Consider the following 22,761-nt stretch of genomic DNA (forward strand, 5'->3'; position numbering starts at 1 on the left):
CCCGAACAGAGGTAGAATGGGCTGTATAAGCTCAGAAGTGCACGGCAGGCGGTCTGCACGGGCAGGCGTTGATGACGGGATGTCGATGGATATCCTGAAATTTATGTTAGTGCCTTGTTTTGGTGCATTTTATACTGGTGTTTTTCATGCGCCCCATGGTGGTGCAATAATGTGGTGGTGCGATAATGCATTGTCTGGCCTGGCAATGCATTGGCGCAGTGTTCTGTTCGATTAATTTGGGGAGATTTTCATGCAGCCACGGGTTGCCTATCAGGGCACTGCCGGCGCTTATTCGCATCTGGCTTGTTGTAAGGTGTTCCCACACTGGGAGGCGGTTGCCTGCGATGATTTTTTATCGGCGCTGGAGCTGGTGGCTTCCGGTTTTGCCGACCAGGCGATGATTCCTCTGGAAAACTCAACGGCCGGGCGGGTTGAAGAAATTTACCGCTTGATTCCGAAAACCTCGCTGTTTGTTATTGCCGAGCATTTTGAACCGGTCAATCACTGTTTGCTGGCATTACCGGGGGTAAACCTCAGCGATATTGAGGAGGTGGCTTCCCATCCGCAGGCGCTGGCGCAGTGCCATCAGCGTATTGTTAATCTGGGCATGAAAGCGGTGGCCGCGGTCGATACGGCGATGGAAGCGCGTAACCTGAGTCAGGGCAAAAACCGCAAGCGTGGCGCCATTGCCTCGGCGCTGGCGGCCGAACTGTATGGCCTGAACGTGGTGCATGATAATTTTCAGGATGTGATCGGTAATACCACCCGTTTTCTGGTGTTCAGCCGTGAGCAGGAGCATCAGCAGGCTGAGCCCGGTATGGATTACATCACCAGTATTCTGTTTTCGGTGCGCAATATTCCGGCGGCGCTGTATAAAGCCCTGGGCGGCTTCGCCACCAACGGTGTGAACCTGCTGAAGTTAGAAAGCTATATGGATGGCGGCACGATGGAAGCCAGCCATTTTCATGTTGATATTCAGGGGCACCCGCAGCAGCACAATATGATTCTGGCACTGGAAGAGCTGGAATACTTTGCCCGCGAAGTGCGCATATTAGGCAGTTATCCGGCGCACGATTACCGCGTTTAACGCAGATCGTCAGACATAAACCTTCAGCGGATAATCATCCTGTAATTGCAGCACCAGAGCCTGCAGAGGCTGCAGTTGCAGACGGCCATGGTGGAAATCCAGACTCTCCGCTGAGGTTTCTCTTTCATCCTTCTTTTTATTATTCAGCAGACAGCTGGCCAGCGCCTGTGGGTGCAGGCTGGTGGATTGCGTGCGGTTGGAAAAATTCAGCAGTATCAGCAGCCGTTCCGTACGGCCTGCATTTATACCACTGCGCTCATAGGCGAGGACATCCGCTGACGCCTGCAAAAGGCGCAGTTTTCCCTGATGCAGGGCCGGTGTTTTTTTGCGCAGCCAGATCAGTTTTTTATACCAGCTCAGCAGGCTGTGCGGGTCTTGCTGTTGTTGGGTAACGCTGTGCGCAGGGACGGGTTCGTCCGGCAACCAGCTCTGCCCCTGAGTAAAAGTGTTAGGCGGAGCATCCCACATCATCGGCCGGCGGCAGCCATCACGTCCGGGATGCAGTGGCCAGTAACGGATACCCACCGGGTCCTGCAGGTCGCGGCGCTTAACGTTTTGTTCCGGCATTCCGGTTTCTTCACCGTAATATAAAAACGGCGTACCGCGTAAGGTCAGCAGCAGGGCGGCGAGTATTTCAAGGCGGGCCTGGGTGAGTTTACCTGCACGGTAACGGCTGGCATGACGGCAAAAATCGTGATTACTTAATGTGTAATTAGGCCAGTTTTCACTGCCCAATAATTCCGTCCATTTTCTGATGATGGCGTGAAACGCACTGGCTTTAAACGGCGCCCGTAAAAATTCAAAATTAAAGGCCAGATGCAGCTCGTCATTCTGACCATAATAACTGGCCGGTAAATCACTGTTGCCGGCATCGGCAAGCATCACTTCGCCTACCATCATCCGCTCTGGCCAGGCATCGATCCAGTGCCGCATTTCATGCAGCAGACTGTGCATCTCCGGCTGATCACGATCATAGATATGACGCTGACGATCATAAGGCCGTGCCAGTCTGAACCAGTCAGTCGGGTTATTACGCAGTTGCGCATCTTTGTAATACAGATTCACCACATCCAGACGGAAGCCATCGACGCCTTTCGCCAGCCAGAATTCCATAACCTGTTTAACGGCCTGTTTAACCGCAGGATTGCGCCAGTTAAGGTCGGGTTGCTGTGGCAGAAAAGAGTGGTAATACCAGGCCTGACGCTGAGCGTTAAAGGTCCAGCCGCGCCCGCCAAAACAGCCGAGCCAGTTATTGGGCGGCTGTTTACCCTTATGCCAGATATACCAGTCGGCTTGATCAGAATCCGGATCGCAGCTTTGCTGGAACCAGGGATGCTGGTCGGAGGTATGATTGACCACCAGATCGAGAATAATCCGGATCTGGCGCAGATGCGCCTGCTGCAGTAATTCGTCGAAATCATCCATGCTGCCGAACTGCGGATCGATAGCGCAATAGTCGCTGATGTCGTAACCAAAGTCGCGCATGGGGGATGGAAAAAACGGTGACAGCCAGATGGCATCAATGCCGAGTGATTGTTCAGTGCCATCATTTAAATAATCAAGCCGCTGAATCAGGCCCTGCAGGTCACCGACACCATCGCTATTGCTGTCCTGAAAACTGCGCGGATAGATCTGATAAAACACTCCCTGTTGCCACCAGTTCATAAAGGCCTCTGCTGTCAGTAATAAGGCGATTATGGACGGCGCTTTGTGACAGAGGTATGAAGCCCAGAGTAATTACCACCGCTCTTACAGCCATCAGGTTCCGTCGGGTGGTGGCAGCAGCCAGCGCAGGCATAACTGGCGCAGCTGTTCCTGACGGATGGGTTTGCTGAGGAAATCATCAAAGCCGCTGTTCAGGGCTTTTTCCTTGTATTCAGGCAGGGCATGAGCGGTGAGAGCAACCACGGGAATGTGCTTATAGTCCGAGGCTTCCTGCTCATGCTCCCGCAGCCGCTGGGTGGCGGTAAATCCATCCATAACCGGCATTTCACAGTCCATTAAAATCATATCCGGATGAGCCTGTTGCTTTTCCTGCCAGGCCTTAATAAGGCTGCTGCCATCGGAAAAAATTTCATATTTAAGACCAAGGTTGCGCAGCATGCCGACAACCACTTTTTGGTTGACCGGATTATCTTCAGCCACCCAGACCAGGCAATCTTTGAATAATTGTGCCGGTACTATGTGTTTATTTCCGTATTGCGTACCGACGCCATTGAGACGGTGCACGATGCTGGACGTTTTTAACGGCCGTACAATCTGTTGCAAAGGATTGAGTGCAGGGCTGTTTTCATCGCATAAATACAACAGGCGCCGGTAATGCTGAGTGTTGCTTTCCTCCGGGGGCTGGTCACTGAATAAAAGATCAGCCGGAGCCTGTTCCGTTACCTGAAAACCAAGCTCGCGCATAAACCGGGTAACCAGTTCCCGCTCTTCTGCCTTCGACAGCTGAATATGTACAGTACCAGTATCAATGACTTCAATATTCACCGGATTATCTGGCTGGCAGTCGGGCAGGGTAAAAATAAATTCTGTGCCCTCGCCGCTGCGGCTGTGAACGTTGATATCGCCACCGAGTAATTCGCTTAACTGTTTGCAGATACTCAGGCCCAGCCCGGTGCCGCCGTAATTGCGTGAGGTAGAGGCATCGGCCTGGCTGAAGTGTTCAAATAAACGCGTTTGATATTCCTTGCTGATACCGATACCGGTGTCTTTGATACTGAGCAGCATTTTCTGCTCACTGAAACGCAGGGTCAGAACAATACTGCCGCTATTGGTAAATTTAACGGCATTACTGAGCAGGTTGTTGACGATCTGGCGCAGACGGGTTGGGTCGGTATGAATGGTCTGATACAGCGGCAGGTGCAGATGGGCAAGCAGAACCAGACCTTTTTCTTTTGCCTGCTGGGAATACAGCGTCAGGCAGTCACTGATCAGTTCATGTAAAGGTACGTCCTGCATCTCCAGCTGCAGCTTGCCGGAATTCATTTTTGACAGATCCAGAATGTCATTAAGAATGGTGAGCAGGGATTCTCCGGACGTACTGATGGTTTCCAGATAGCGTTGCTGTTGCGGGTCGAGGGGAGTTTGCCCCAGTAACTGCACCATCCCCAGTACGCCATTCAGCGGTGTGCGGATTTCGTGGCTCATCATTGCAAGAAACACCGACTTTGCCTGGTTTTCCAGTTCGGTCTGTTTACGCTGCAGTTCTGCTTCCTGCATGCGATAGCGCGAGCGCAGGCTTTCTCTCTGTGCTTCCGTCATCTGCTCCAGCGTTAGTTTATGTTGCTGGCGTTCTTCATAAAAACGCAGGGCAATGGCCATGCTGTGAGTACAGACCAATAAAATGGAGCCAATGTGTGAAGAGTATTCAATTAATGGCGTGATGGGCAGCAAGCCTTCTTTACTCAGACTGTGCACGATGACCCCCAGCAGCAGGGTCAGCCAGCCGCCGGCATACAATAAACCGGATAAGGTCCGCTGCAGGGCTGCGCTGATACCGACAATCAGACTGAGCAGGCTGATGATAAACGTAGCCGCCATGGTTATTTTTACTGCGGGCTGATAATCAATAAACGGATTAACCATAAACACCAGCAACGCCAGATATAAACAGCCCTGATTAATCCGGTGCAGGCGTGGGTGATTATGTTTTAAGCGCAGAAAACGTCGTGCAAATAACGTAGCAAAGATACAAGCAGCGGCAACAGCCAGAATGGTCAGGCGTTCTTCCAGCCATAAGTTGTCGGGCCACAGATATTCAAAACCATAACCACTCAGTGAAATGTAGAAAAGCAGATAAGCCAGCAGAAAGCAGGTGAAATACAGGATGTACATTTCACGGGTTGTTGCAGCAATAAAAAAATTAAACAGCAGAATGGCTACAATAAAACCGATATACAGACCGGCGCTCAGATAATCACTGGCCGCTTCCGCTTCCTGTTCGTCCCTTAACCAGAAGGTAACAGGCAGTTGCAGAGAGCCTGCGCTTTGTACCCTGAGATAAATCTCGTACTCACCGGCGTAATTCAGCCGCAGGGGAATATGAAAATTACGGTGTCGCAGGGGGCGCTGGCTGAACGGCAAGCGATCACCAAACTGTTCCTGCTGGATGGTTCGCTGGTCAAACTGCAGATACAGATCAACCCGGTCGAGCAACGGGAATTCAATACTTAACCGCCACTGGTCACTGGCTTCTGGCAATGTTACACGCAGCCGGAACCAATAAGCGTCTGGCGATAAACCGAAATTCGGAGTGGTATCCGGGTGGCGTCGCCACTCGGGTTTTAAAGCCTTTAATTCGTCCAGAGTAAGAGCTTGCCGGCTGTCTTCCCGCCAGTACTCAAGTTCGCGCCCGAGGAGACGGCCAGAGTCCTGTTCGCTGAGTGTCCAGCTGGCCGGTGTTACGGCAAGGGCAGTCGCCGACTGGCCAAAAAGGCAGAGCAGAAATATCAGGGAGGCAGCAAACCGGATAACCGACAGATAACCGGAATCAGCGGCGGATGCCTTGTTGTTGGCTGCGATAATCACCCGGTGTCAGTCCCATCCATTTTTTGAAAGCGCGGTGGAATGTGCTGGTTTCGGTGTAGCCCAGATACTCGGCAATTTCACGGATACTGGTATCCTGCTGCGCCAGACGCAGGCTGGCTTCCTCCAGCCGGCATTCATCTTTCAGTTTCTGAAAGGAGGTCTGCTCATCATGCAGGCGCCTCCTCAGTGTAGCACTGGATACACCGAGCTGAGCGGCGCTTTCGGCCAGATCCGGAAGGCTGTCGATATCGTAACGGCGGAACAGCTGACGCAGTTTACCCGTCATGCTTTCATGCGGATTCGGCCGGGCGAGGAAATCGGCCGGAGAGTGATTTAAAAAGGCGCGCAGGGAGGCCGCGGTCTGACTGACCGGCAGGCTGAGTACCCGGCTGGGAATCAGCAGATAGGTGCTGTCTTCGTTGAATTTAACCGGTGTGGCAAACAGGTTCTGATACAGCGCAGCATGCACCGGTGGCGGATAACAGCAGCCCACCGATAACAGGGGAATACCCTGGCCAACCAGCCAGCTGCTCAGCCGGTGCCAGATAGCCAGCAGGGATTCGCTGAGAAAGTGATCGGGGTCTGCAGCCGGGTCATGTTCAATTTGCAGCCGCGATAGCTGCGGACCGCGAATAACACGGATGTTGGGGGCGCCGTCAAACAATGCGTAAAAGCGCCTGGCACGATGCAGGGCATGCTCCAGTGATGAACAGCTGATGATGGCCTTGCACATCATGGCAAAGGTGCCGGAATGGCTGCGTACTTTCGCCAGCCCCATAAATTCATCATCACTGTGGGCCCACAGGGTTGCCATCAGGCTGGCATAGTCATTGGCATTAATCTGCCCCTCAGGATCGGCCAGAATGGCAGCGTCCAGCCCGGCAGCGGCCCACAATTGTTCGGGGTCCAGACCGAGACCGGCAGCGCCGCGCAGTGGCGCATCAATAAAAGGGCGGGGTATCCAGTGACTCGACATGCCTGTAACTCACAGTATCCGGCCGGAGTGGCCGGGTGTGATTTTGTTGTTATTGATCAGGAATGGCAAGGTTTGTTGAGCATATATGTCATGCAGGTTCAGGCTGCCGGCTTAGTGTGCTTTGGGCTGATAGACCGTGGTTTTGTTACGACCACTTTCTTTGGCGTGATACAGGGCTTTGTCGGCGGCCTGCAGCCAGTCCTGAGCACTGGCGAAGCCTTTCTGATAACGGGCAATACCCAGGCTTGCGGTGGCATGGATACTTTGCTGATCATGCCTGACTTCCATGCGTTCGATCATTTTGCGGATACGCTCGGCAAAGACCACGGCCTCTTCTTCATCGGTATCGACCAGCAGAGCAGCGAATACTTCACCGCCGAAACGGCAGACGTGATCGGTCTGACGCAGTGTCTGACGTATGCCCTCCGATACCGAGCGCAGTACCTCGTCACCGGCCTGGTGACCATAGCGGCCATTAATGGTACGGAAATCGTCCAGATCAAACATGACCAGGGTGCTTGGTAATACCGAACGCTGGCAGCGCAGAAATTCACGCTCAATATCTTTCAGCCAGTAACCGCGACTGGACAGCTCGGTCAGTTGGTCTGTGCGGTTCAGTTCATTCAGGGTCTGGTGAGCAGACTGTACGTCTTCGCGGCTGACGGCAATGTCGGTCACGTCATAAATAATCACGCAGATATGATCAACGCTGCGGTTAATCGACTCCAGCGGAATAATGCTGGTGTTCTGATACATCACCGACGCGCGGCCGGTAATGGGGCGGTAATTTTTAAAGCGGAATAAATACGGACGCTGCTCCCAGATGGTAAAGGTGCGGGTTTTCAGCTGATAAACCGGCTCCGCTTTTTTCATGAACCAGTCTTTGGGAATTTCGTTGAACAGCTCGAACAGGTTTTCGCCCTTGGCTTTTTGCGGGCTTAAGCCACTGTGGCTTTCCATAAAGCCATTCCACAGCTGGATATTGTACTGGCGGTCGAGTACCACCAGACCGACGTCGATATTCTGCAGAATATCCATCAGCCAGTGGATGTCACCAAATTCAATGTTTGAATCCGTCATACGTTAATCCAGCAGATAATTAATTTTGTTGTTCAGTTTCGCGACCGAGTCTTCGGTAAACAGCAACAGCAGGTCGCAATCGATATTCACATGCTCGATGGTGTAGTGAATTTCAATCGCCAGGGTTTTGGTCCACTGATGATTGCCACTTTTTAAAATGTCATCGACTTTACAATGCTGGCCAAGCACCACCGGGTGGCCCTGATTAAAGTGAATTTCCAGTTGCTCACCAATACCCTGAATACAGGCGCCGATTAACAGCGAACTGACGTCCATTAATAATTCCAGCTCGCCGTAGCGGTCGAGTTCGCCACCATAATTCATCAGTGCGGCCAGATCTGAGAAGCTGGTGTCGTTAAACAACAGCAGCGCTTCACCGGCAATACCTGAACCAATAAACCCCTGGCATACCGCCGACATAGCCGAATCGGTTTCGGCATCCTGAATTGCCATGTGCAGATCGCTGGATTCAATCAGGTTTACTTTGGGTATCGGCAGCACCACATAGACATCCAGCAGTCGTGCCAGACGGTCGGCGGCCTGGCCCATGGCGACGTTAGTCAGCTCCTGATAACAGTCGCGCTGGTCTTCGTTCAGAGATACTGCGGTAGATGTGACGCTCATATCAGGCCCCTGTCAGAATGCCGTATTCGGTCAGCACTTCGCGGGCTTTATCGGCATCAATCGGCTTTTTGATAAAAGCCATTGCACCGAGTTTTCTGACTCTGTCCTGAGCATCGGGCTGAATATCGCCGGACACAACAATCACCATGGCAGGCAGATCTTCTTTGCGGATGGTTTCCAGTACGCCGTAGCCATCCATATTGGGCATGGTCAGGTCGAGAAAAACCACTTCGCCTTTTCCTTCGCGGATGGCCTGTACGCCTTCCACGCCATCACCGGCAAAATGAATGTCCACTTCCCATTCTTTGGGGATCGCCCGTGCCATTTGTTTACGGGCAAAACTTGAGTCATCGCAGATCAGAACGTTGGTAGCCATAGCTGTCATCGGCAGAGAAATTGATGACTAAGTAATAGTTGCCCGCTGCTTATTGAGCAACTAATCGGAAGGAATAGAGGGAAGAAACTGCTGTTGCAGCCTGATAGTCAGACGAAGGTATCAGGCTACAGTAAGAACGGCCTCAGCGTTTATCGTAAACCACCACCAGCTGACGGCTGAGTGCCAGCAATACACCATCGGCAGTGTAAATCCGGGCCTCAGTATGGCCATAACCATCGTGAGCCTGGCGGATATCCGCCTCGTACCAGAGCCAGTCGCTGCCGCCCGGTAACTGTGGCAGCTGGCTTAACGGCGTCACCATCTCGATGCTCCAGGTCACGCTGGCACAGGGAGCGGGGCTTTTCAGTTTTTGCAGCAGCGTTGGCGGCCAGGCATCGATCAGGGCGACCAGATGGGCATTGCTCAGCGCGCGTTCGCCATCGTTAAAGCGCATCCAGCCACGGATAACATTGTGTTTGCTGTTGGTGAAGGGCAGGCCGCCTTCCACATAGGTGAAATTAATATGCTGGGTAAACTCCGGAGTTATACCTTTGATAAAGGGCATGGCCTGACCTGATCCCGGCGTGCCACAGCTGACAGGTGGCAGCTTAACCTCGATATCCGATTCCCGCTCACGGCCGAAACAGGCATTAACCAGCGTAGTAACCTGATCCTGCTGCACGGTCTGGCCCTGATAGTGAGCAACGGATTTACCAACGCGGATGCTTTGGCTGCTGAGGGTGAAAGGTTCAGCGGTATTAAGCGGGCCGCAAAAACTGACATTCAGTGAACGCAGCACCTGGCCGTCATCCAGACCCTGTTCTATGCGGTGCAGGATTAATGCCGCTGACAGGCCGCCAAAGGTGGTGCGGCCCTGACCCCAGCTGGGGTGGATTTCCAGCTTATCCTGCTGATTAACCTGCTGCAGGTAATCGTCAAAATTCATAGCATTTCTCTTTAGGGGGCAGATCCCTTTTAAGGGCTGATCCGGGTGTGTATCGGGGATATTTCTCAGGCGTCAAACCATAGCACAGGGTGCTTGTTTGTCTTATAGGGTGGTGAGAAAAACGTTCAGTTCCTATGTTTGTTGTGAGCAATTCTGTTAACGACACCGGGCGAAGCGATCATTGCCAAAATTCAGCTTTCCGGTATAACGGGCGCCCTTTGCGCCTGTCAGGCCATTTCCTGATAGAATTCACACAGTCGTGCTGTGCCTGTCTGGCTGTCACAATCACCCTCAGCGGAGATCTTATGAGCTTATCGGTTAAAACACGGGCCGAGCGTTTCGTTGCCACCCTGCGTCACTGTCAGGTTTTGGGGCTGACGGTTGAAAGCGCGCAGGACAATGTACTGGTTATGCGCCTGCCATACAGCGAACAGATTGTAGGCAACCCGGTCACCGGCACTGTGCATGGCGGCAGCCTGACCACGCTGATGGATACCGCCTGTGGTACGGCGGTGTTTTCCTCACTGCCGGGCTTTGAGCTGTGCCCAACGCTGGATCTGCGTATGGATTATATGAAAGCGGCAACACCAAACCGCGATCTGTTTGCCGAAGCACGGGTAACGCGCGTGGCCAGCTCAGTGGTGTTTACCGAGTGCGAAGTATTTCAGGGTGAGGAACGCGATCTGGTGGCCAAGTGCGCCGCTACCTTTATGCGTATCGGCGAAAATATGACCCCACCGGAATTCCGTGCCCGTATCGAGCAGGGCGATGATGTAACGGCTGCAGGAGCTGCACAATGAGTTTTGAAACCGTGCTGCAACAGGCGCAGCAGAGTGGTGATTTCCAGCCGCTGGTGGATGGTATTCCCTATGCCAATTTAATTGGTCTGAAATTTCAGCGTTTTGGTCAGGATGTGCTGTTTCATCTGCCGGCCAACGAAGACAATATCGGCAATCCGATTTTACCGGCCATTCATGGCGGCGTAATCGGCGGCTTTATGGAGCTGGCGGCGTCACTGCATCTGATGATGACTATGGATACCGCCGCCTTACCGAAAATGATCGATTTCTCCCTCGATTATCTGCGTGCCGGACGTCATCAGGATACCTTTGCTGAATGTCAGGTCTGGCGTCAGGGTTCGCGCGTCGCCAACGTCGCCATTACCGCCTGGCAGACTGAGCGTACCAGCCCGATCGCCACGGCCCGCGCGCATTTTCTGCTGGCGCGTTAATGTCCGGCTGTTTCTCTTACGGCGGCTTTTCTGACCGCCGTTGATGCCTGCCCGGCGCGGATGTTTTGCATAAATAACCCGCCGGGTGTCTTGTCCGCGTAGTCTTCTCTGCCGTACACTCTGTGCCGATTCTGTCGGGGTGCCTCAGGATGTTCAGCGTGTTGAAACATCAAAGAGGTTGAGATCGCAATGTGTTTGCGGATCCCGTTGAACCTGATCTGGTTAGTGCCAGCGTAGGGAACAGAAAAGCGGGTTTTTCGCGGCTGTCGCCGATTTCTTAAACCCCGGTCAGTCACCGTTTACGGTGCGGGTTGTCAGTATTTTGCTGCTGCCTGTGATCATCTTTTTCTTTTCTTCGCTGCCTGCCGTTATTTTTCTTCCGTCGTCTGCGACGGCTAAAAAGGTATTGAGCATGGGCAAAAACAATTCAGCGCATACATCGTTAAGCGAACAGATGCGTGTTGACGAACTCTCTCTGCAGCCATTTCCGGCGTCCAGCAAATTCTATGTGCAAGGCAGCCGTGCCGATTTAAAGGTTGCACTGCGCGAAATTGCGCTGTCCGATACACAGCTGGCTAACGGTAAAACCGAAGCCAACGCGCCGGTGCGGGTGTATGACACCTCCGGCCCTTATACCGACCCTGCAGTCAGTATTGATGTGCGCAAAGGCCTGCAACCGCTGCGTCAGAACTGGATTAATGAACGGGCCGATACTGAGGAGCTTGCCGGTTTCAGCTCCGAATATGCGCGTATCCGCGATATGAACCTGACGCTGGAAAAACTGCGTTTTGAACTTAAGCGTCGTCCGCGCCGGGCATTAGCGGGCAAAAATGTCACCCAGCTGCATTATGCGCGACAGGGCATTATCACCCCGGAAATGGAATATGTGGCCATCCGCGAAAATCTGGCATTAAGCCGGGCGCAGCTGGATGAGGCACAAAAAAGCCAGCATCCGGGCATGAGTTTCGGCGCGTCGATTCCGGCGGAAATTACCCCGGAATTTGTCCGTTCAGAAATTGCCCGCGGGCGGGCTGTGATTCCCAATAATATTAACCACCCGGAAACCGAGCCGATGATTATCGGCCGTAATTTCCGCACCAAGGTCAATGCCAATATCGGTAATTCGGCGGTGACGTCTTCTATTGAGGAGGAAGTGGAAAAAATGGTGTGGGCCACCCGCTGGGGCGCCGATACCGTGATGGATTTATCCACCGGCGATCATATTCACGAAACCCGCGAATGGATTATCCGTAATTCACCGGTGCCTATTGGTACCGTGCCTTTGTATCAGGCGCTGGAAAAATGCAACGGCGTGGCCGAAGACCTGACCTGGGAATTATTCCGCGATACCTTAATTGAGCAGGCCGAGCAGGGCGTGGATTATTTCACCATTCACGCCGGTGTGCGTCTGGCGCATGTGCCGCTGACCGCCAAACGGGTGACGGGCATTGTCAGCCGTGGTGGTTCGATCATGGCGAAATGGTGTCTGGCGCATCATAAAGAGAGTTTCCTGTACACCCATTTCGAAGACATCTGCGACATTATGAAAGCCTACGATGTCTGCTTCTCCCTCGGCGATGGTCTGCGCCCCGGCTCCATTGCCGATGCCAATGACGAAGCGCAGTTTGCCGAATTAAAAACCCTGGGTGAATTAACCAAAATCGCCTGGAAGCACGATGTGCAGACCTTTATTGAAGGTCCGGGCCATGTGCCAATGCATTTAATTAAAGAAAATATGGAGATGCAGCTCGAACATTGTGACGAAGCGCCGTTTTATACCTTAGGACCGCTGACCACCGATATTGCGCCGGGCTACGACCATATAACCTCTGGCATCGGCGCGGCGTTAATTGGCTGGTATGGCTGCGCCATGCTGTGCTACGTCACGCCGAAAGAGCATCTGGGCCTGCCCAATAAAGATGATGTTAAACAGGGCTTAATTACCTACAAAATTGCTGCTCATGCCGCTGACTTAGCCAAGGGCCATCCGGGCGCACAGCTGCACGATGATGCGATGTCGAAGGCGCGTTTTGAATTCCGCTGGCAGGATCAGTTCAACCTTGCCCTTGATCCTGATACGGCGCGCAGTTACCACGACGAAACCCTGCCGAAAGAAGGCCATAAGCTGGCACATTTCTGTTCTATGTGCGGGCCAAAATTCTGCTCGATGAAAATCTCGCAGGAAGTGCGCGATTTTGCTTCGGCCCAGGAGGCGGAAGATGCACAGCAAAGCGAAGGCGTGCTGCAGAGCGAAGAAGCGCAGCAGGGCATGGCTGAAAAAGCCGCAGAATTCCGCGCCAGCGGCAGTGCGCTGTATCAGGAGGCCGAAGCATGAGTGAGCAGCGTCGGGTTTGTATTGCCGGCGCGGGCCTGATGGGCAGCTTGCTGGCGTGGCGTCTGGCCCGTCAGGGCTTTCAGGTGGAGGTGTACGAAGCCGCCGCCGAAGATCAGCCCGCCAGTGCGGCGCACACCGCCGCGGCAATGGTCGCGCCTTACAGCGAGCGCTCACTGGCGCATCCGGATGTCTTTGCGCTGGGCCTGCAGTCGTTACAACTGTGGCCGCAGTTATTACCGGAGCTGCACGCCGACAGTGGCATTGCCGTGCATTATGGCCAGAGCGGCAGTCTGGTGGTGGCCCATCCGGCGGATCAGGCCGAGCTTGCGCAGTTTGCTCAGGATCTGCGTCAGGGCGGTTTATGGAATCCGGCCGATGACGGGTGTGAAAACGAAGCTGCCATTCAGCGTTTGAATCAGGCGCGGTTGCAGGACCTTGAGCCAGCGCTGAATCCGCAACTTGCTGAAGGTTTCTGGCTGCGCCACGAAGCCTGGGTCGATAACCGTGCGTTATTACCGGCCCTGCATCAGGCCGCCCGCAGCTTTGGCACGCGCTTTTATTTTTCAACAGCGCTGAACGATTTCCCGCCTTACGCCGATATTAAGCTCGATTGTCGCGGACTGGGCGCCAAACCCGCCTTGCCACAGCTGCGTGGCGTACGCGGTGAGGTGTTGTGGATTGAAAGCCAGGAGGTGCAGATTTCGCGGCCGATACGGTTGCTGCATCCGCGTTATCACCTCTATCTGGTGCCGAAAGGGCGCCATCGTTATGTGCTGGGTGCTACCGAAATCGAAAGCGAAGACCGCTCGCCGGTCAGTGTGCGCTCCGCGCTGGAAATGCTCAGTGCGTTGTATTGCCTTAGTCCGGCGCTGGCCGAAGCGCGGATTCTGAACTTCGACGTCAATTTACGCCCGGCACTGGCCGATCATCGTCCGCAGATCCTTGCTCAGGATGATGGGGTGCTCAGCATTAACGGCCTGTTCCGTCACGGTTATCTGCTGGCGCCAGCGCTGCTGCAGCGCCTGCAACAACAGCATGGCTTAGCTCTTGGACTGGAGCCTGCGCCAACCGGGCAGTCCGCCCCTTCAAAGTCTATCCCCTCGCAAGCCATCGCCTTCGGAGGTGAAGCATGCGCCTGATTATTAATGGCGATTCTTGTGATCTGCAGGTCAGCACAGGGCTTAGCCTGCAGCAATTGCTGCAACAGCTTGGCTATCTGCAAATACGGCCGGAGGATGCGGCTGTGAGTGGCAATTTTATTGTTGCCGTGAACCAGCAGATCGTCAGTGCAGCGCTCTATGCGGGTACATACCTTAACGAAGATGACTGCATCGATATTCTCGGTGCCATTACCGGTGGCTGAGCAGGGTTCTGGAGAAGGATATGAATACAGAAAATAATGTTGCACCTGACGCTGGTGCCGACGTGCTGCAGATTGCCGGTGAAACCATCGGCAGCCGTTTGTGGCTGGGCTCCTCCCTGTACCCGTCACCACAGGTGATGGGGGATGCCATTGCCGCGGCAACCCCCGGATTTGTCACCGTCTCGCTGCGCCGGCAGAGTGCTGCTCAGGTACAGGAGCAGGTGAGTGAACATGGTCACTGGCATCTGCTGCATCAGCAACTGGCCAGTACCGGGGCAAAGCTGCTGCCCAATACAGCCGGTTGTCACAGTGCCCGTGAAGCGATTCTGCTGGCGCAGATGGCGCGCGAGCTGTTTGCCACCGACTGGATCAAGCTCGAAGTTATCGGTGACGACTACAGCCTGCAGCCGCATCCGCTGCAGCTGGTGGAAGCGGCGCGCGAGCTGGTGGCGCAGGGGTTTAAGGTGCTGCCGTACTGCACCGACGATCTGGTGCTGTGTCAGACCCTGCTGGAACTGGGCTGTGCGGCGGTGATGCCCTGGGGTGCACCTATTGGCACCGGCAAAGGACTGATGAATCCGTATCAGCTGAAAACCCTGCGCGAACGTCTGCCACAGGCGGTATTGGTGGTGGATGCTGGACTGGGCAAACCTTCTCAGGCGATGGCGGCGCTGGAAATGGGCTTTGATGCGGTACTGCTCAACACGGCGGTGGCGCGTGCGCATGATCCGGCGGCGATGGCAGCGGCGTTTAAGCAGGCGGTGGATGGCGGCCGGGCTGCCTATCGCGCTGGCCTGATGTGCGAGCGTGATCAGGCATCGCCTTCCACACCGACGCTGGGGCTGCCGTTCTGGCATCAGACCGGAGGCGGAGTATGAGTCTCTGTTCAGGCCCGGTGAGCCGGGCAAAAATCTGGAGCATTGCCGCCTCCGACTGCAGTGCCGGTGCCGGCAGTCAGGCGGATTTAACCATGGCGCGGGCGCTGGATACCGATTGTGCCACGCTGATCTGTGCCATAACCGCGCAGAACAGTCAGGGCGTGCAGGCCGTTGAGGTGTTGTCGCGGGCAATGCTGGAGCAGCAATGGCAGAGCCTGAAAACCGATGGTTGGCCGCAGGCAATTAAAATCGGCTGGCTGCCACCGGGCAATCTGCTGCTGCCCTGGTTACTGGAAAAACTGCAGGAATATCCCGGGCACGTCATCTGGGACCCGGTGTTGTCGGCCTCACAGGGTGGTTTCCCCCAGGCCAACTGGCCGAAAGAGGCATTGCAGGCCCTGCTGCAGCGGGTTGATGTACTGACGCCTAACCTGACAGAAGCACAGGCGCTGCTGACGTTATTACAGCCGCAGGATGATGGCGGCGCTGTACAAAACGATTACGAGCCAAGCGATTACGAGCCAGGCCATTGCGCAGACATCTCCGCCGCACTGCAGGCACTGGGCGTTAATCATCTGCTGATTACCGGCGGCGACAGCGCTCGGGCTGGCAGTGCTGAATCTGACGAATGGATTCAGGATGCGTTCTTTGCGGCTCCTCTGAATGCTTCTGCAGATGCTTTCGGTGATCAGCTGCCGGGCCCGGATTTATTGCGGGCGTTTGTTTTCCGCCACCGGCGCTTACCGCTCAAGGTACACGGCACCGGCTGTCATCTGGCCAGTGCCATTGCCTGCGGTCTGGCGCAGGGCTATACGCTTTACGATGCCCTGAGCAGAGCGGTGGCGGCGGTACGCCTGGCGATCCGTTCAGCCAGTGAGCGCGTCAATGGTTACCACAATGCCTGGGCGCGCCCGCTGAATGAGTCGCTGGCCGAAGACTGGCCGCAGGTGGTTCCTGTGCAACAGCGGGCATCAGCTGTGCATTTTCCGCGCTTGCCGCAGCCTCTGGGGCTTTATGGGCTGGTGGATAATCTGCCGCATCTTAAGCGTCTGCTGGCGCTGGGTATCGACAGCCTGCAATGGCGGGTTAAATCGCCGGGGGCAGAGCATAAAGCTCAGACCGCTGAGGCAATTCATTATGCTGCAGAATCCGGAGTACCTTTGTTTATCAACGATGACTGGCAGCTGGCGCTGGAGCTGGGGGCCTTTGGTGTGCATCTGGGGCAGGAAGATCTGCTCACGGCGGATCTGCAGGCGCTGGCGGAAGCGGGTATCGCGCTGGGCATCAGCACCCACAGTGACTGGGAGATTGCCCGTGCGCGCGGGGTGAATCCGTCTTATATCGCCTTTGGCCCGGTGTTTACGCCGCTGTCGAAAGTGTTGCGTTACCAGCCTTTGGGCACGGAAACGTTAGCCCTGTGGGTTGAACGTTTTACCGATCATCGGCTGACCTGTATCGGCGGGATTACAACAGCGAATATTGCTCAGGTCATGGCCAGTGGCATTGATTCGGTCGCCATTGTAACTGAGCTTGCCGACGATGAAGCGCTGCCGCAGCGGCTGGCCGATTTGCGTAAGTGTATTCCGGCGCTTGAAAAGCGTTGCGACGTCCCCATTTAAACAACACTGTTTTTTATGGCGCGTTGTAAAGGAGACGAACATGACCGCAGCCAGCAAAGAAACCTTGGGTTTTAAAACCGAAGTTAAACAACTGCTGCATCTGATGATTCACTCTTTGTATTCCAACAAAGAGATTTTTCTGCGTGAGTTGATTTCCAACGCTTCAGACGCCTGCGACAAGCTGCGTTTTGAAGCCCTGCAGAACGATGCTCTGTTTGAAGGTAATGCAGATCTGGGCGTACATATCGATTTTGACAGCGAAGCCCGTACCCTGACCATTGAAGACAATGGTATTGGTATGAACCGTGAAGAGGTGATTAATCACCTCGGCACCATCGCTAAATCCGGTACGGCCGAATTCCTCAGCAAACTGAGCGGCGATCAGAAAAAAGATTCGCAACTGATTGGCCAGTTTGGTGTTGGCTTTTATTCGGCCTTTATTGTCGCCGATAAAGTCACGGTTGAAACCCGTCGTGCCGGTGATGATGCGTCTGAAGGCGTGTGCTGGGAATCGGCCGGTGAGGGTGAATTTACCCTGGAAAGCATCGACAAAGCGGAACGCGGCACCCGCATTACCCTGCACCTGAAAGAAGACGATGCAGAATTTGCCGACAGCTTCCGCCTGCGTTCGCTGATTAAAAAATATTCAGATCATATCGCGGTGCCTGTGTATCTGCCGCAGGAAGTCAGTGAAGATGACGCTGACGGCGAGAATAAACAGATTCCGGAAGCGGTTAACCAGGCCAAGGCGCTGTGGACCCGCAGTAAGTCCGATCTGAGCGATGACGAATATAAAGAGTTTTACAAGCACGTTTCCCATGATTGGAACGACCCGCTGCTGTGGTTGCACAACCGTGTGGAAGGCAAACTGGATTACACCAGTCTGCTGTATATTCCGGCCAAGGCGCCGTTCGATATCTGGAACCGCGAAGCGACCCGTGGTCTGAAACTGTACGTGCAGCGTGTCTTTATTATGGATGACGCTGAGCAGTTCCTGCCGCTGTACCTGCGCTTTGTGAAAGGTGTGCTGGATTCCAACGACCTGTCGCTGAACGTTTCCCGCGAAATTCTGCAGAAAGACAAACAGGTCGACAGCCTGCGCAGTGCGCTGGTTAAACGGGTACTCGATTCACTGGAAAAACTGGCGAAAAATGAGCCGGAAAAGTACCAGAGCTTCTGGGATGAATTCGGTGATGTGCTGAAAGAGGGCCCGGCAGAAGATTTCGCTAACCGTGAGAAAATTGCCAAGCTGTTCCGCTTTGCCACCACCAAGAGTGACAGTTCCGTACAGAATGTCGGTCTGGAAGATTACATTGCGCGCATGCGTGAAGGTCAGAAAAAGATTTACTACATCACCGGCGACAACTATGCCGCGGTGTCCAGTAGCCCGCATCTGGAATATTTCCGTACTAAGGGTGTTGAAGTGCTGCTGCTCACCGACCGTGTTGACGAGTGGATGGTTGGTCACCTGACCGATTTCGACGGCAAGGTCTTCCAGGATGTAACCAAAGGCGAACTGGATCTGGATGAACTGGCGGATGCTGCGGAAAAAGAGCAGCAAAAAGCGCTGGAAGAAACCCATAAAGATCTGGTTGAGCGCGTGCAGAAAGCCCTCGAAGGTGAAGTGAAAGCCGTCCGTGTCAGCTCGCGTCTGACTGATTCTCCGGCTTGTCTGGTGGTTGGCCAGTACGATATGGGTGGTCATATGCGCCGGCTGATGGAAGCAGCGGGGCAGGCGGTTCCGGAGCCTGAAACGGCCCTGGAAATTAATCCGTCGCATCCGCTGATCGAACGTCTCGACAGTGAGCAGGATGAAAGCCGTTTCGCCGAATTGGCGCAGGTGATTCATGCCCAGGCACAACTGGCGGAAGGCAGCCAGTTAAAGCAGCCGGCGGAATATGTCGCGCGCCTGAACAAACTGTTGCTCGATTTAATGCGTTAATTACAGCGTTTACTGGTCTAAGGGCCTGTTGATATTAATCAAACAGGCCTTGCTTGCGGCGGCCGTGGTTTAACCACTGCCGCCGCACTGCTATTATGCCGGCAAATAAAAATCAGCTGCTGTCTGTTGCCTCCATTAGTGGGAGAACAGTGACGGGTTATCCGCGCAGCAGCCGGTACTGTGATCTGATTATTGGGGAATACTATGAAAATGTTGCGTATGACCGCTCAGGGAATTCTGACGGCCGGTGCACTGGTTTTACCGACTCTGGTACAGGCAGGTGGTTCACTGGATATCAGTCTGGCCGATGATGTCGCCCGTGTTGCTTACGATGCCACCCAGATGGGTTCCGGGCTGCACATTAATCTGGCTGCGCTGCATCATGAAGATGACGGTGATATGGTTTCTGCGGGATTGCACGTAGTGGATGTGCGCCCATCGACCAGTCACCTGTATATCGGTGTGGGCGCGAAAGTGATTGCCTTTACCACCGACGATTTTGATGGCGCGGCTATGGGTGTTGGTGGCTTTTTCCGCTACAGCTTCCCGGCAGCTCCGGATGTCGGTCTGGCGGGTTATGCCTATTACGCGCCGCCGGTTGTATCATTCGGTGATGCCGAAAACATGATCAACAGCGATATCCGTCTGCAGTTCAGTCTGCTGCCTACGGCACGAATCTATGGCGGCTATCGTTACAACAGCATCCGTATTGAAGATATTAATGACCGTTACAAACTGGGCGATGGTGCTCACTTCGGTCTGACCATCGACTTTTAATCTCAATTTTCCGCCGGAGCAGGCTATGTCGCAGTGGATTGGCTTCACCAATCAGAAACTCTATCAGTGCCGGTTGTTGCTGGAACAGCTGGCTGCTCAGCAGTCGGCTGCTCCAGCCTTGAAGCAGGCGCTGGAAGAGAGTGCGCTGTATCAGCTGCGCGATGCCTGGCTGTCTTACCTGGCCGAACTGGGTGATATGGTTGCTTATCGTCAGCCTGTCCGCTCTCTGGAATCACTGCTGCAGAATGCGCCGCTGACCACCGGCGAAATGCGCGAGCTGCAGCATCTGGCGGAGAATGGATTTTCCTGGCTGGCACAGATGCTGGCAGCGGCAGATGCTCAGGGACGTCCGTCCGGAATGAATCAGCCAGCAGCGGCCGTACAGACGGTTGAGGCCCAGGGCCGGATTGCGTTGGTTGCCGCCCCGCACTCACCGGTTGCCGGTTGGCTGCAGGATCTGACCCGCCTGATTGAAGATCAGCGCGCCAACCGTCAGGAAAGCTGACTCCTCGCTGAGCATATTTATGCAGAACCGTTTACTTTTTATTACTAACGGTTCTGTGTGTCGTTCAAGCTATTGAAAACATCCTGTGATACACTCCCGCGCCCAGTTTTGAGAGGCGGTTATGGCGCGCTTTTTTGAAATCGTAGAACTTTCCAATGGTGATATCGCCCTGCGTCGTGCCGACGATCAGGACAGCGATGCACTGGTGTGTATTCATTTTTCCGAAGATGCCAAGGCCAGCCTGCAGGCGCATCATATGGATGTTGCGCGGGTAATGCTGGAAGCCGGTGTACGTAAAGTCGGCGAGCTTTCCGGTATGGAAGTTGAGCGCGAAGACTTCGACACCCCTGAGTATCAGCAACGACTGCACTGAGCTGTGCTGTAGTGAATTGCTACAGTCTGTACGTGTGAAGCTGTGCTGAAAACATAAAAAAGCCCTGATCAAGATCAGGGCTTTTTTTGTGTTCGTCGTTTTCTGCGCCTCAGGGGCGGCGCTGAATCAGCACCACATGGCTGCCGCTCTGGTCGGCCTGCTGGCGGATGATCTGCCGTTCGTGGTTGCTCAGCTCGCCTTGCCATTCAACAATCATATGGCTGTTGCCGGCGGCGAGAACTTTGCTGCACAGGGCCAGCTGGGTGTCATTGCACAGGTCGAGATGAATCACCGGCGAATGCTGCAGGCCCATGCTTTCCAGCCAGCTTTTATTCATCGGACGGTGTGGACTTAGCCACATCAGCCAGCGCTTATGCGCATTGCACTGTGCCAGCATCGGCAGCAAATGCATGGGCTGAATCGCACCACCTTCGCTGACGATGACTTCGGTCAGGCTGCCGCGCAGCGCACTGGCGCTGACTCTGGTCATTCTGCCTGGTTGCTGGCTGCTGAGAGATAAGCCGGCTTCTTCCATTCCGAGTAATAACTGACGCATAACAATCACCCCGAACCTGTGAACAGTTGCTGTTAGCTGCGGCGTACAACGCCGACGTATAAACCTTCAACGGCAAATTCCGTTTCCCGCAGATCAACTTCAATGGGCTTAAAGTCGTCATTTTCCGGGTGCAGAATCACCTGATTACGCTTCTTCTCGTAGCGCTTGACCGTTACTTCGTTATCGACGCGGGCAACGATGATTTCGCCATTACGGGCGGTTTCAGCTTTGTGCACGGCAATGTAGTCGCCGTCGAGAATACCGATGTTCTTCATGCTGTCGCCATGAACTTCCAGCAGGAAGTCGGCAGAAGGGCGGAAGAAGCTGGGTGGAATCTCGCAGTAATCGGCGATGTGTTCCTGAGCCAGGATGGGCTCACCGGCGGCTACACGGCCAACGATCGGCAGACCCGGGTTCTGCTCTTCAACAATGCGCAGGCCGCGGGAAGCACCGGGCATAATTTCAATCGCACCTTTACGTGCCAGCGCCTTCAAGTGTTCCTCTGCGGCGTTAGGCGATTTAAAGCCCAGCTCGGCAGCGATTTCGGCGCGGGTGGGCGGAAACCCTGTTTCTTCCAGTGAGGAGCGGATGAAATCCAGAACCTGCTGTTGTCGTGCCGTGAGCTTGATCATGATGCTTATCCAGTCTGTTGATCCATACAGTATGGTGTAAATGTATACAGTATTTTATCCAGTGTAAACCCCTGTTATCAGAGGTCTGTGGATTGCGGTGTATTCACCGCCGTTGTACTGACCCGGATAATGGAATGAGGCTTTTAGCCTTTGGCCGTATATGGGGTTGCCTAAATCTCGTTTTAAACGTATGTTTGAAACAGTTGTTTTGTACTGTCGGCGATGGCAATAAAGCCGCGACAGCGTGATAGGGCAGATGCAGGGTTATGGCACAGAAAGATACGGTAAAAAGTATCCTGAATGCGGCAGAGGAGTTGTTTTCGGAGCGTGGCTTTGCCGAGACCTCATTGCGGAATATCACCACCAAGGCCGGAGTGAATCTGGCGGCGGTGAATTATCATTTTGGCTCTAAGAAGGCGTTGATTCAGGCGGTATTTGCCCGTTTCCTGACGCCATTCTGTGAAGATCTGGAACGTGAGCTGGATGCCGTACAGGCACGTCTGGATGGCAAGGTACCGGAATTACCGGGCATCTTAATGCTGCTGTCGCAGACGGCGCTGCGTGCCGGACATGACAGCCCGCGCCGTCTGGGTATCTTTATGCGTCTGCTGGGGCTGGCTTATACCCAGGGGCAGGGGCATTTACGCCGTTTTCTGCAGAAAGAATATGGCCCGGTGTTTAAAGCCTTTATGCGTCTGGTGACGGCTGCGACTCCTGAACTTTCCGATGAAGACCGTTTCTGGCGTATCCACTTTATGCTGGGGGCGACGGTGTTTACATTGTCGGGGGCTGATTCACTGACGGCGATGGCGGAACACGATCTGGGCAAGGGGTCGGATATTGCGCAGGTTGTTGATAAATTGATACCTTTCCTCGCATCCGGTCTTAACGCTCCGCATCAGGCTGGTTGAGCGGAGCCGGGCTTTCCGTT

Annotated in this window: 22 protein-coding genes and 1 riboswitch; of the genes, 13 read left to right on the forward strand and 9 right to left on the reverse strand. The window is 54.3% G+C overall.

The features are described from left to right. Window positions 1-250: 250 nt before the first annotated feature. Window positions 251-1,087 carry a prephenate dehydratase gene (locus tag LGT44_RS14160; RefSeq protein WP_230331432.1) on the forward strand — a complete coding sequence of 279 codons (837 nt, stop codon included), beginning with the start codon at window positions 251-253 and terminating at the stop codon, window positions 1,085-1,087. A 9-nt stretch (window positions 1,088-1,096) separates the two neighbouring features. Here the strand turns inward: LGT44_RS14160 and LGT44_RS14165 are convergent, their stop codons facing one another. The 7 genes from LGT44_RS14165 to LGT44_RS14195 all read right to left on the reverse strand — a co-directional run bounded on the left by LGT44_RS14165 (window position 1,097) and on the right by LGT44_RS14195 (window position 9,619). Beyond that, the gene (locus LGT44_RS14165) at window positions 1,097-2,752 is read right to left on the reverse strand and encodes an alpha-amylase family glycosyl hydrolase (RefSeq protein ID WP_230331431.1); all 1,656 of its coding nucleotides are present in this window, start codon (window positions 2,750-2,752) and stop codon (window positions 1,097-1,099) included. 93 nt (window positions 2,753-2,845) lie between these two features. Next, window positions 2,846-5,617, reverse strand: coding sequence for a hybrid sensor histidine kinase/response regulator (locus LGT44_RS14170; RefSeq protein ID WP_230331430.1), 2,772 nt, complete (start codon window positions 5,615-5,617; stop codon window positions 2,846-2,848). Continuing rightward, a complete protein-coding gene (locus LGT44_RS14175; protein WP_230331429.1) occupies window positions 5,580-6,593 on the reverse strand; it encodes an AraC family transcriptional regulator in 1,014 nt (337 codons plus the stop codon). The genes LGT44_RS14170 and LGT44_RS14175 overlap by 38 nt, the downstream gene beginning before the upstream one ends. Before the next feature lie 111 nt (window positions 6,594-6,704). Beyond that, the gene (locus LGT44_RS14180; protein WP_225690684.1) at window positions 6,705-7,673 is read right to left on the reverse strand and encodes a GGDEF domain-containing protein; all 969 of its coding nucleotides are present in this window, start codon (window positions 7,671-7,673) and stop codon (window positions 6,705-6,707) included. Window positions 7,674-7,676: 3 nt separating this feature from the next. Beyond that, complete coding sequence (locus LGT44_RS14185; protein ID WP_186436011.1) at window positions 7,677-8,297, reverse strand: histidine kinase; 621 nt, start codon at window positions 8,295-8,297, stop codon at window positions 7,677-7,679. Between the two features lies 1 nt (window position 8,298). Further along, the gene (locus LGT44_RS14190; protein WP_230331428.1) at window positions 8,299-8,673 is read right to left on the reverse strand and encodes a response regulator; all 375 of its coding nucleotides are present in this window, start codon (window positions 8,671-8,673) and stop codon (window positions 8,299-8,301) included. 142 nt (window positions 8,674-8,815) lie between these two features. Beyond that, a complete protein-coding gene (locus LGT44_RS14195; RefSeq protein WP_230331427.1) occupies window positions 8,816-9,619 on the reverse strand; it encodes an acyl-CoA thioesterase in 804 nt (267 codons plus the stop codon). A 305-nt stretch (window positions 9,620-9,924) separates the two neighbouring features. Between LGT44_RS14195 and LGT44_RS14200 the strand changes: the two genes are divergently transcribed. The 11 genes from LGT44_RS14200 (at window position 9,925) to LGT44_RS14250 (ending at window position 20,642) form a co-directional block, all read left to right on the forward strand. Next, window positions 9,925-10,419 carry a PaaI family thioesterase gene (locus LGT44_RS14200; RefSeq protein WP_225690682.1) on the forward strand — a complete coding sequence of 165 codons (495 nt, stop codon included), beginning with the start codon at window positions 9,925-9,927 and terminating at the stop codon, window positions 10,417-10,419. Beyond that, on the forward strand, window positions 10,416-10,850 hold the full coding sequence (locus LGT44_RS14205; RefSeq protein ID WP_230331426.1) for a PaaI family thioesterase: 435 nt from the start codon (window positions 10,416-10,418) through the stop codon (window positions 10,848-10,850). The genes LGT44_RS14200 and LGT44_RS14205 overlap by 4 nt, the downstream gene beginning before the upstream one ends. 125 nt (window positions 10,851-10,975) lie before the next feature. Further along, a riboswitch (TPP riboswitch) is annotated at window positions 10,976-11,107 on the forward strand. Window positions 11,108-11,262: 155 nt separating this feature from the next. Further along, a complete protein-coding gene (gene thiC, locus LGT44_RS14210) occupies window positions 11,263-13,185 on the forward strand; it encodes a phosphomethylpyrimidine synthase ThiC (RefSeq protein ID WP_328296351.1) in 1,923 nt (640 codons plus the stop codon). Further along, complete coding sequence (locus tag LGT44_RS14215; RefSeq protein WP_230331425.1) at window positions 13,182-14,324, forward strand: FAD-dependent oxidoreductase; 1,143 nt, start codon at window positions 13,182-13,184, stop codon at window positions 14,322-14,324. The genes thiC and LGT44_RS14215 overlap by 4 nt, the downstream gene beginning before the upstream one ends. Beyond that, window positions 14,315-14,548, forward strand: coding sequence for a sulfur carrier protein ThiS (thiS, locus tag LGT44_RS14220; RefSeq protein ID WP_145470415.1), 234 nt, complete (start codon window positions 14,315-14,317; stop codon window positions 14,546-14,548). The genes LGT44_RS14215 and thiS overlap by 10 nt, the downstream gene beginning before the upstream one ends. Window positions 14,549-14,568: 20 nt before the next feature. Continuing rightward, window positions 14,569-15,426, forward strand: coding sequence for a thiazole synthase (locus LGT44_RS14225; protein ID WP_230331424.1), 858 nt, complete (start codon window positions 14,569-14,571; stop codon window positions 15,424-15,426). Further along, a complete protein-coding gene (locus LGT44_RS14230) occupies window positions 15,423-17,045 on the forward strand; it encodes a bifunctional hydroxymethylpyrimidine kinase/phosphomethylpyrimidine kinase (RefSeq protein WP_230331423.1) in 1,623 nt (540 codons plus the stop codon). Before LGT44_RS14225 ends, LGT44_RS14230 begins: the two co-directional genes overlap by 4 nt. 40 nt (window positions 17,046-17,085) lie before the next feature. Further along, entirely contained in the window at window positions 17,086-18,987 is a 1,902-nt protein-coding gene (gene htpG, locus LGT44_RS14235) for a molecular chaperone HtpG (RefSeq protein WP_230331422.1), read from the forward strand. Between the two features lie 204 nt (window positions 18,988-19,191). After that, window positions 19,192-19,764 (forward strand): YfaZ family outer membrane protein, encoded by a 573-nt coding sequence (locus LGT44_RS14240; protein WP_145470423.1) that lies wholly within the window; start codon window positions 19,192-19,194, stop codon window positions 19,762-19,764. A gap of 25 nt (window positions 19,765-19,789) precedes the next feature. After that, window positions 19,790-20,269 carry a DUF6586 family protein gene (locus tag LGT44_RS14245; protein ID WP_230331421.1) on the forward strand — a complete coding sequence of 160 codons (480 nt, stop codon included), beginning with the start codon at window positions 19,790-19,792 and terminating at the stop codon, window positions 20,267-20,269. A 121-nt stretch (window positions 20,270-20,390) separates the two neighbouring features. After that, window positions 20,391-20,642, forward strand: a complete 252-nt coding sequence (locus LGT44_RS14250; protein WP_145470427.1) for a hypothetical protein — start codon at window positions 20,391-20,393, stop codon at window positions 20,640-20,642. 109 nt (window positions 20,643-20,751) lie between these two features. On the opposite strand, the gene LGT44_RS14255 is transcribed toward LGT44_RS14250, so the two are convergent. Then, on the reverse strand, window positions 20,752-21,198 hold the full coding sequence (locus LGT44_RS14255; protein ID WP_145470429.1) for a cell division inhibitor SulA: 447 nt from the start codon (window positions 21,196-21,198) through the stop codon (window positions 20,752-20,754). A gap of 32 nt (window positions 21,199-21,230) precedes the next feature. Then, window positions 21,231-21,830, reverse strand: coding sequence for a transcriptional repressor LexA (gene lexA / locus LGT44_RS14260; RefSeq protein ID WP_145470431.1), 600 nt, complete (start codon window positions 21,828-21,830; stop codon window positions 21,231-21,233). Window positions 21,831-22,096: 266 nt separating this feature from the next. Between lexA and LGT44_RS14265 the strand changes: the two genes are divergently transcribed. Next, a complete protein-coding gene (locus LGT44_RS14265; protein ID WP_145470433.1) occupies window positions 22,097-22,741 on the forward strand; it encodes a TetR/AcrR family transcriptional regulator in 645 nt (214 codons plus the stop codon). Window positions 22,742-22,761: the final 20 nt, after the last annotated feature.

The organism is Thalassolituus alkanivorans (genome assembly GCF_020447205.1).
Classification (GTDB): Bacteria; Pseudomonadota; Gammaproteobacteria; order Pseudomonadales; family Oceanobacteraceae; genus Venatoribacter; species Venatoribacter alkanivorans.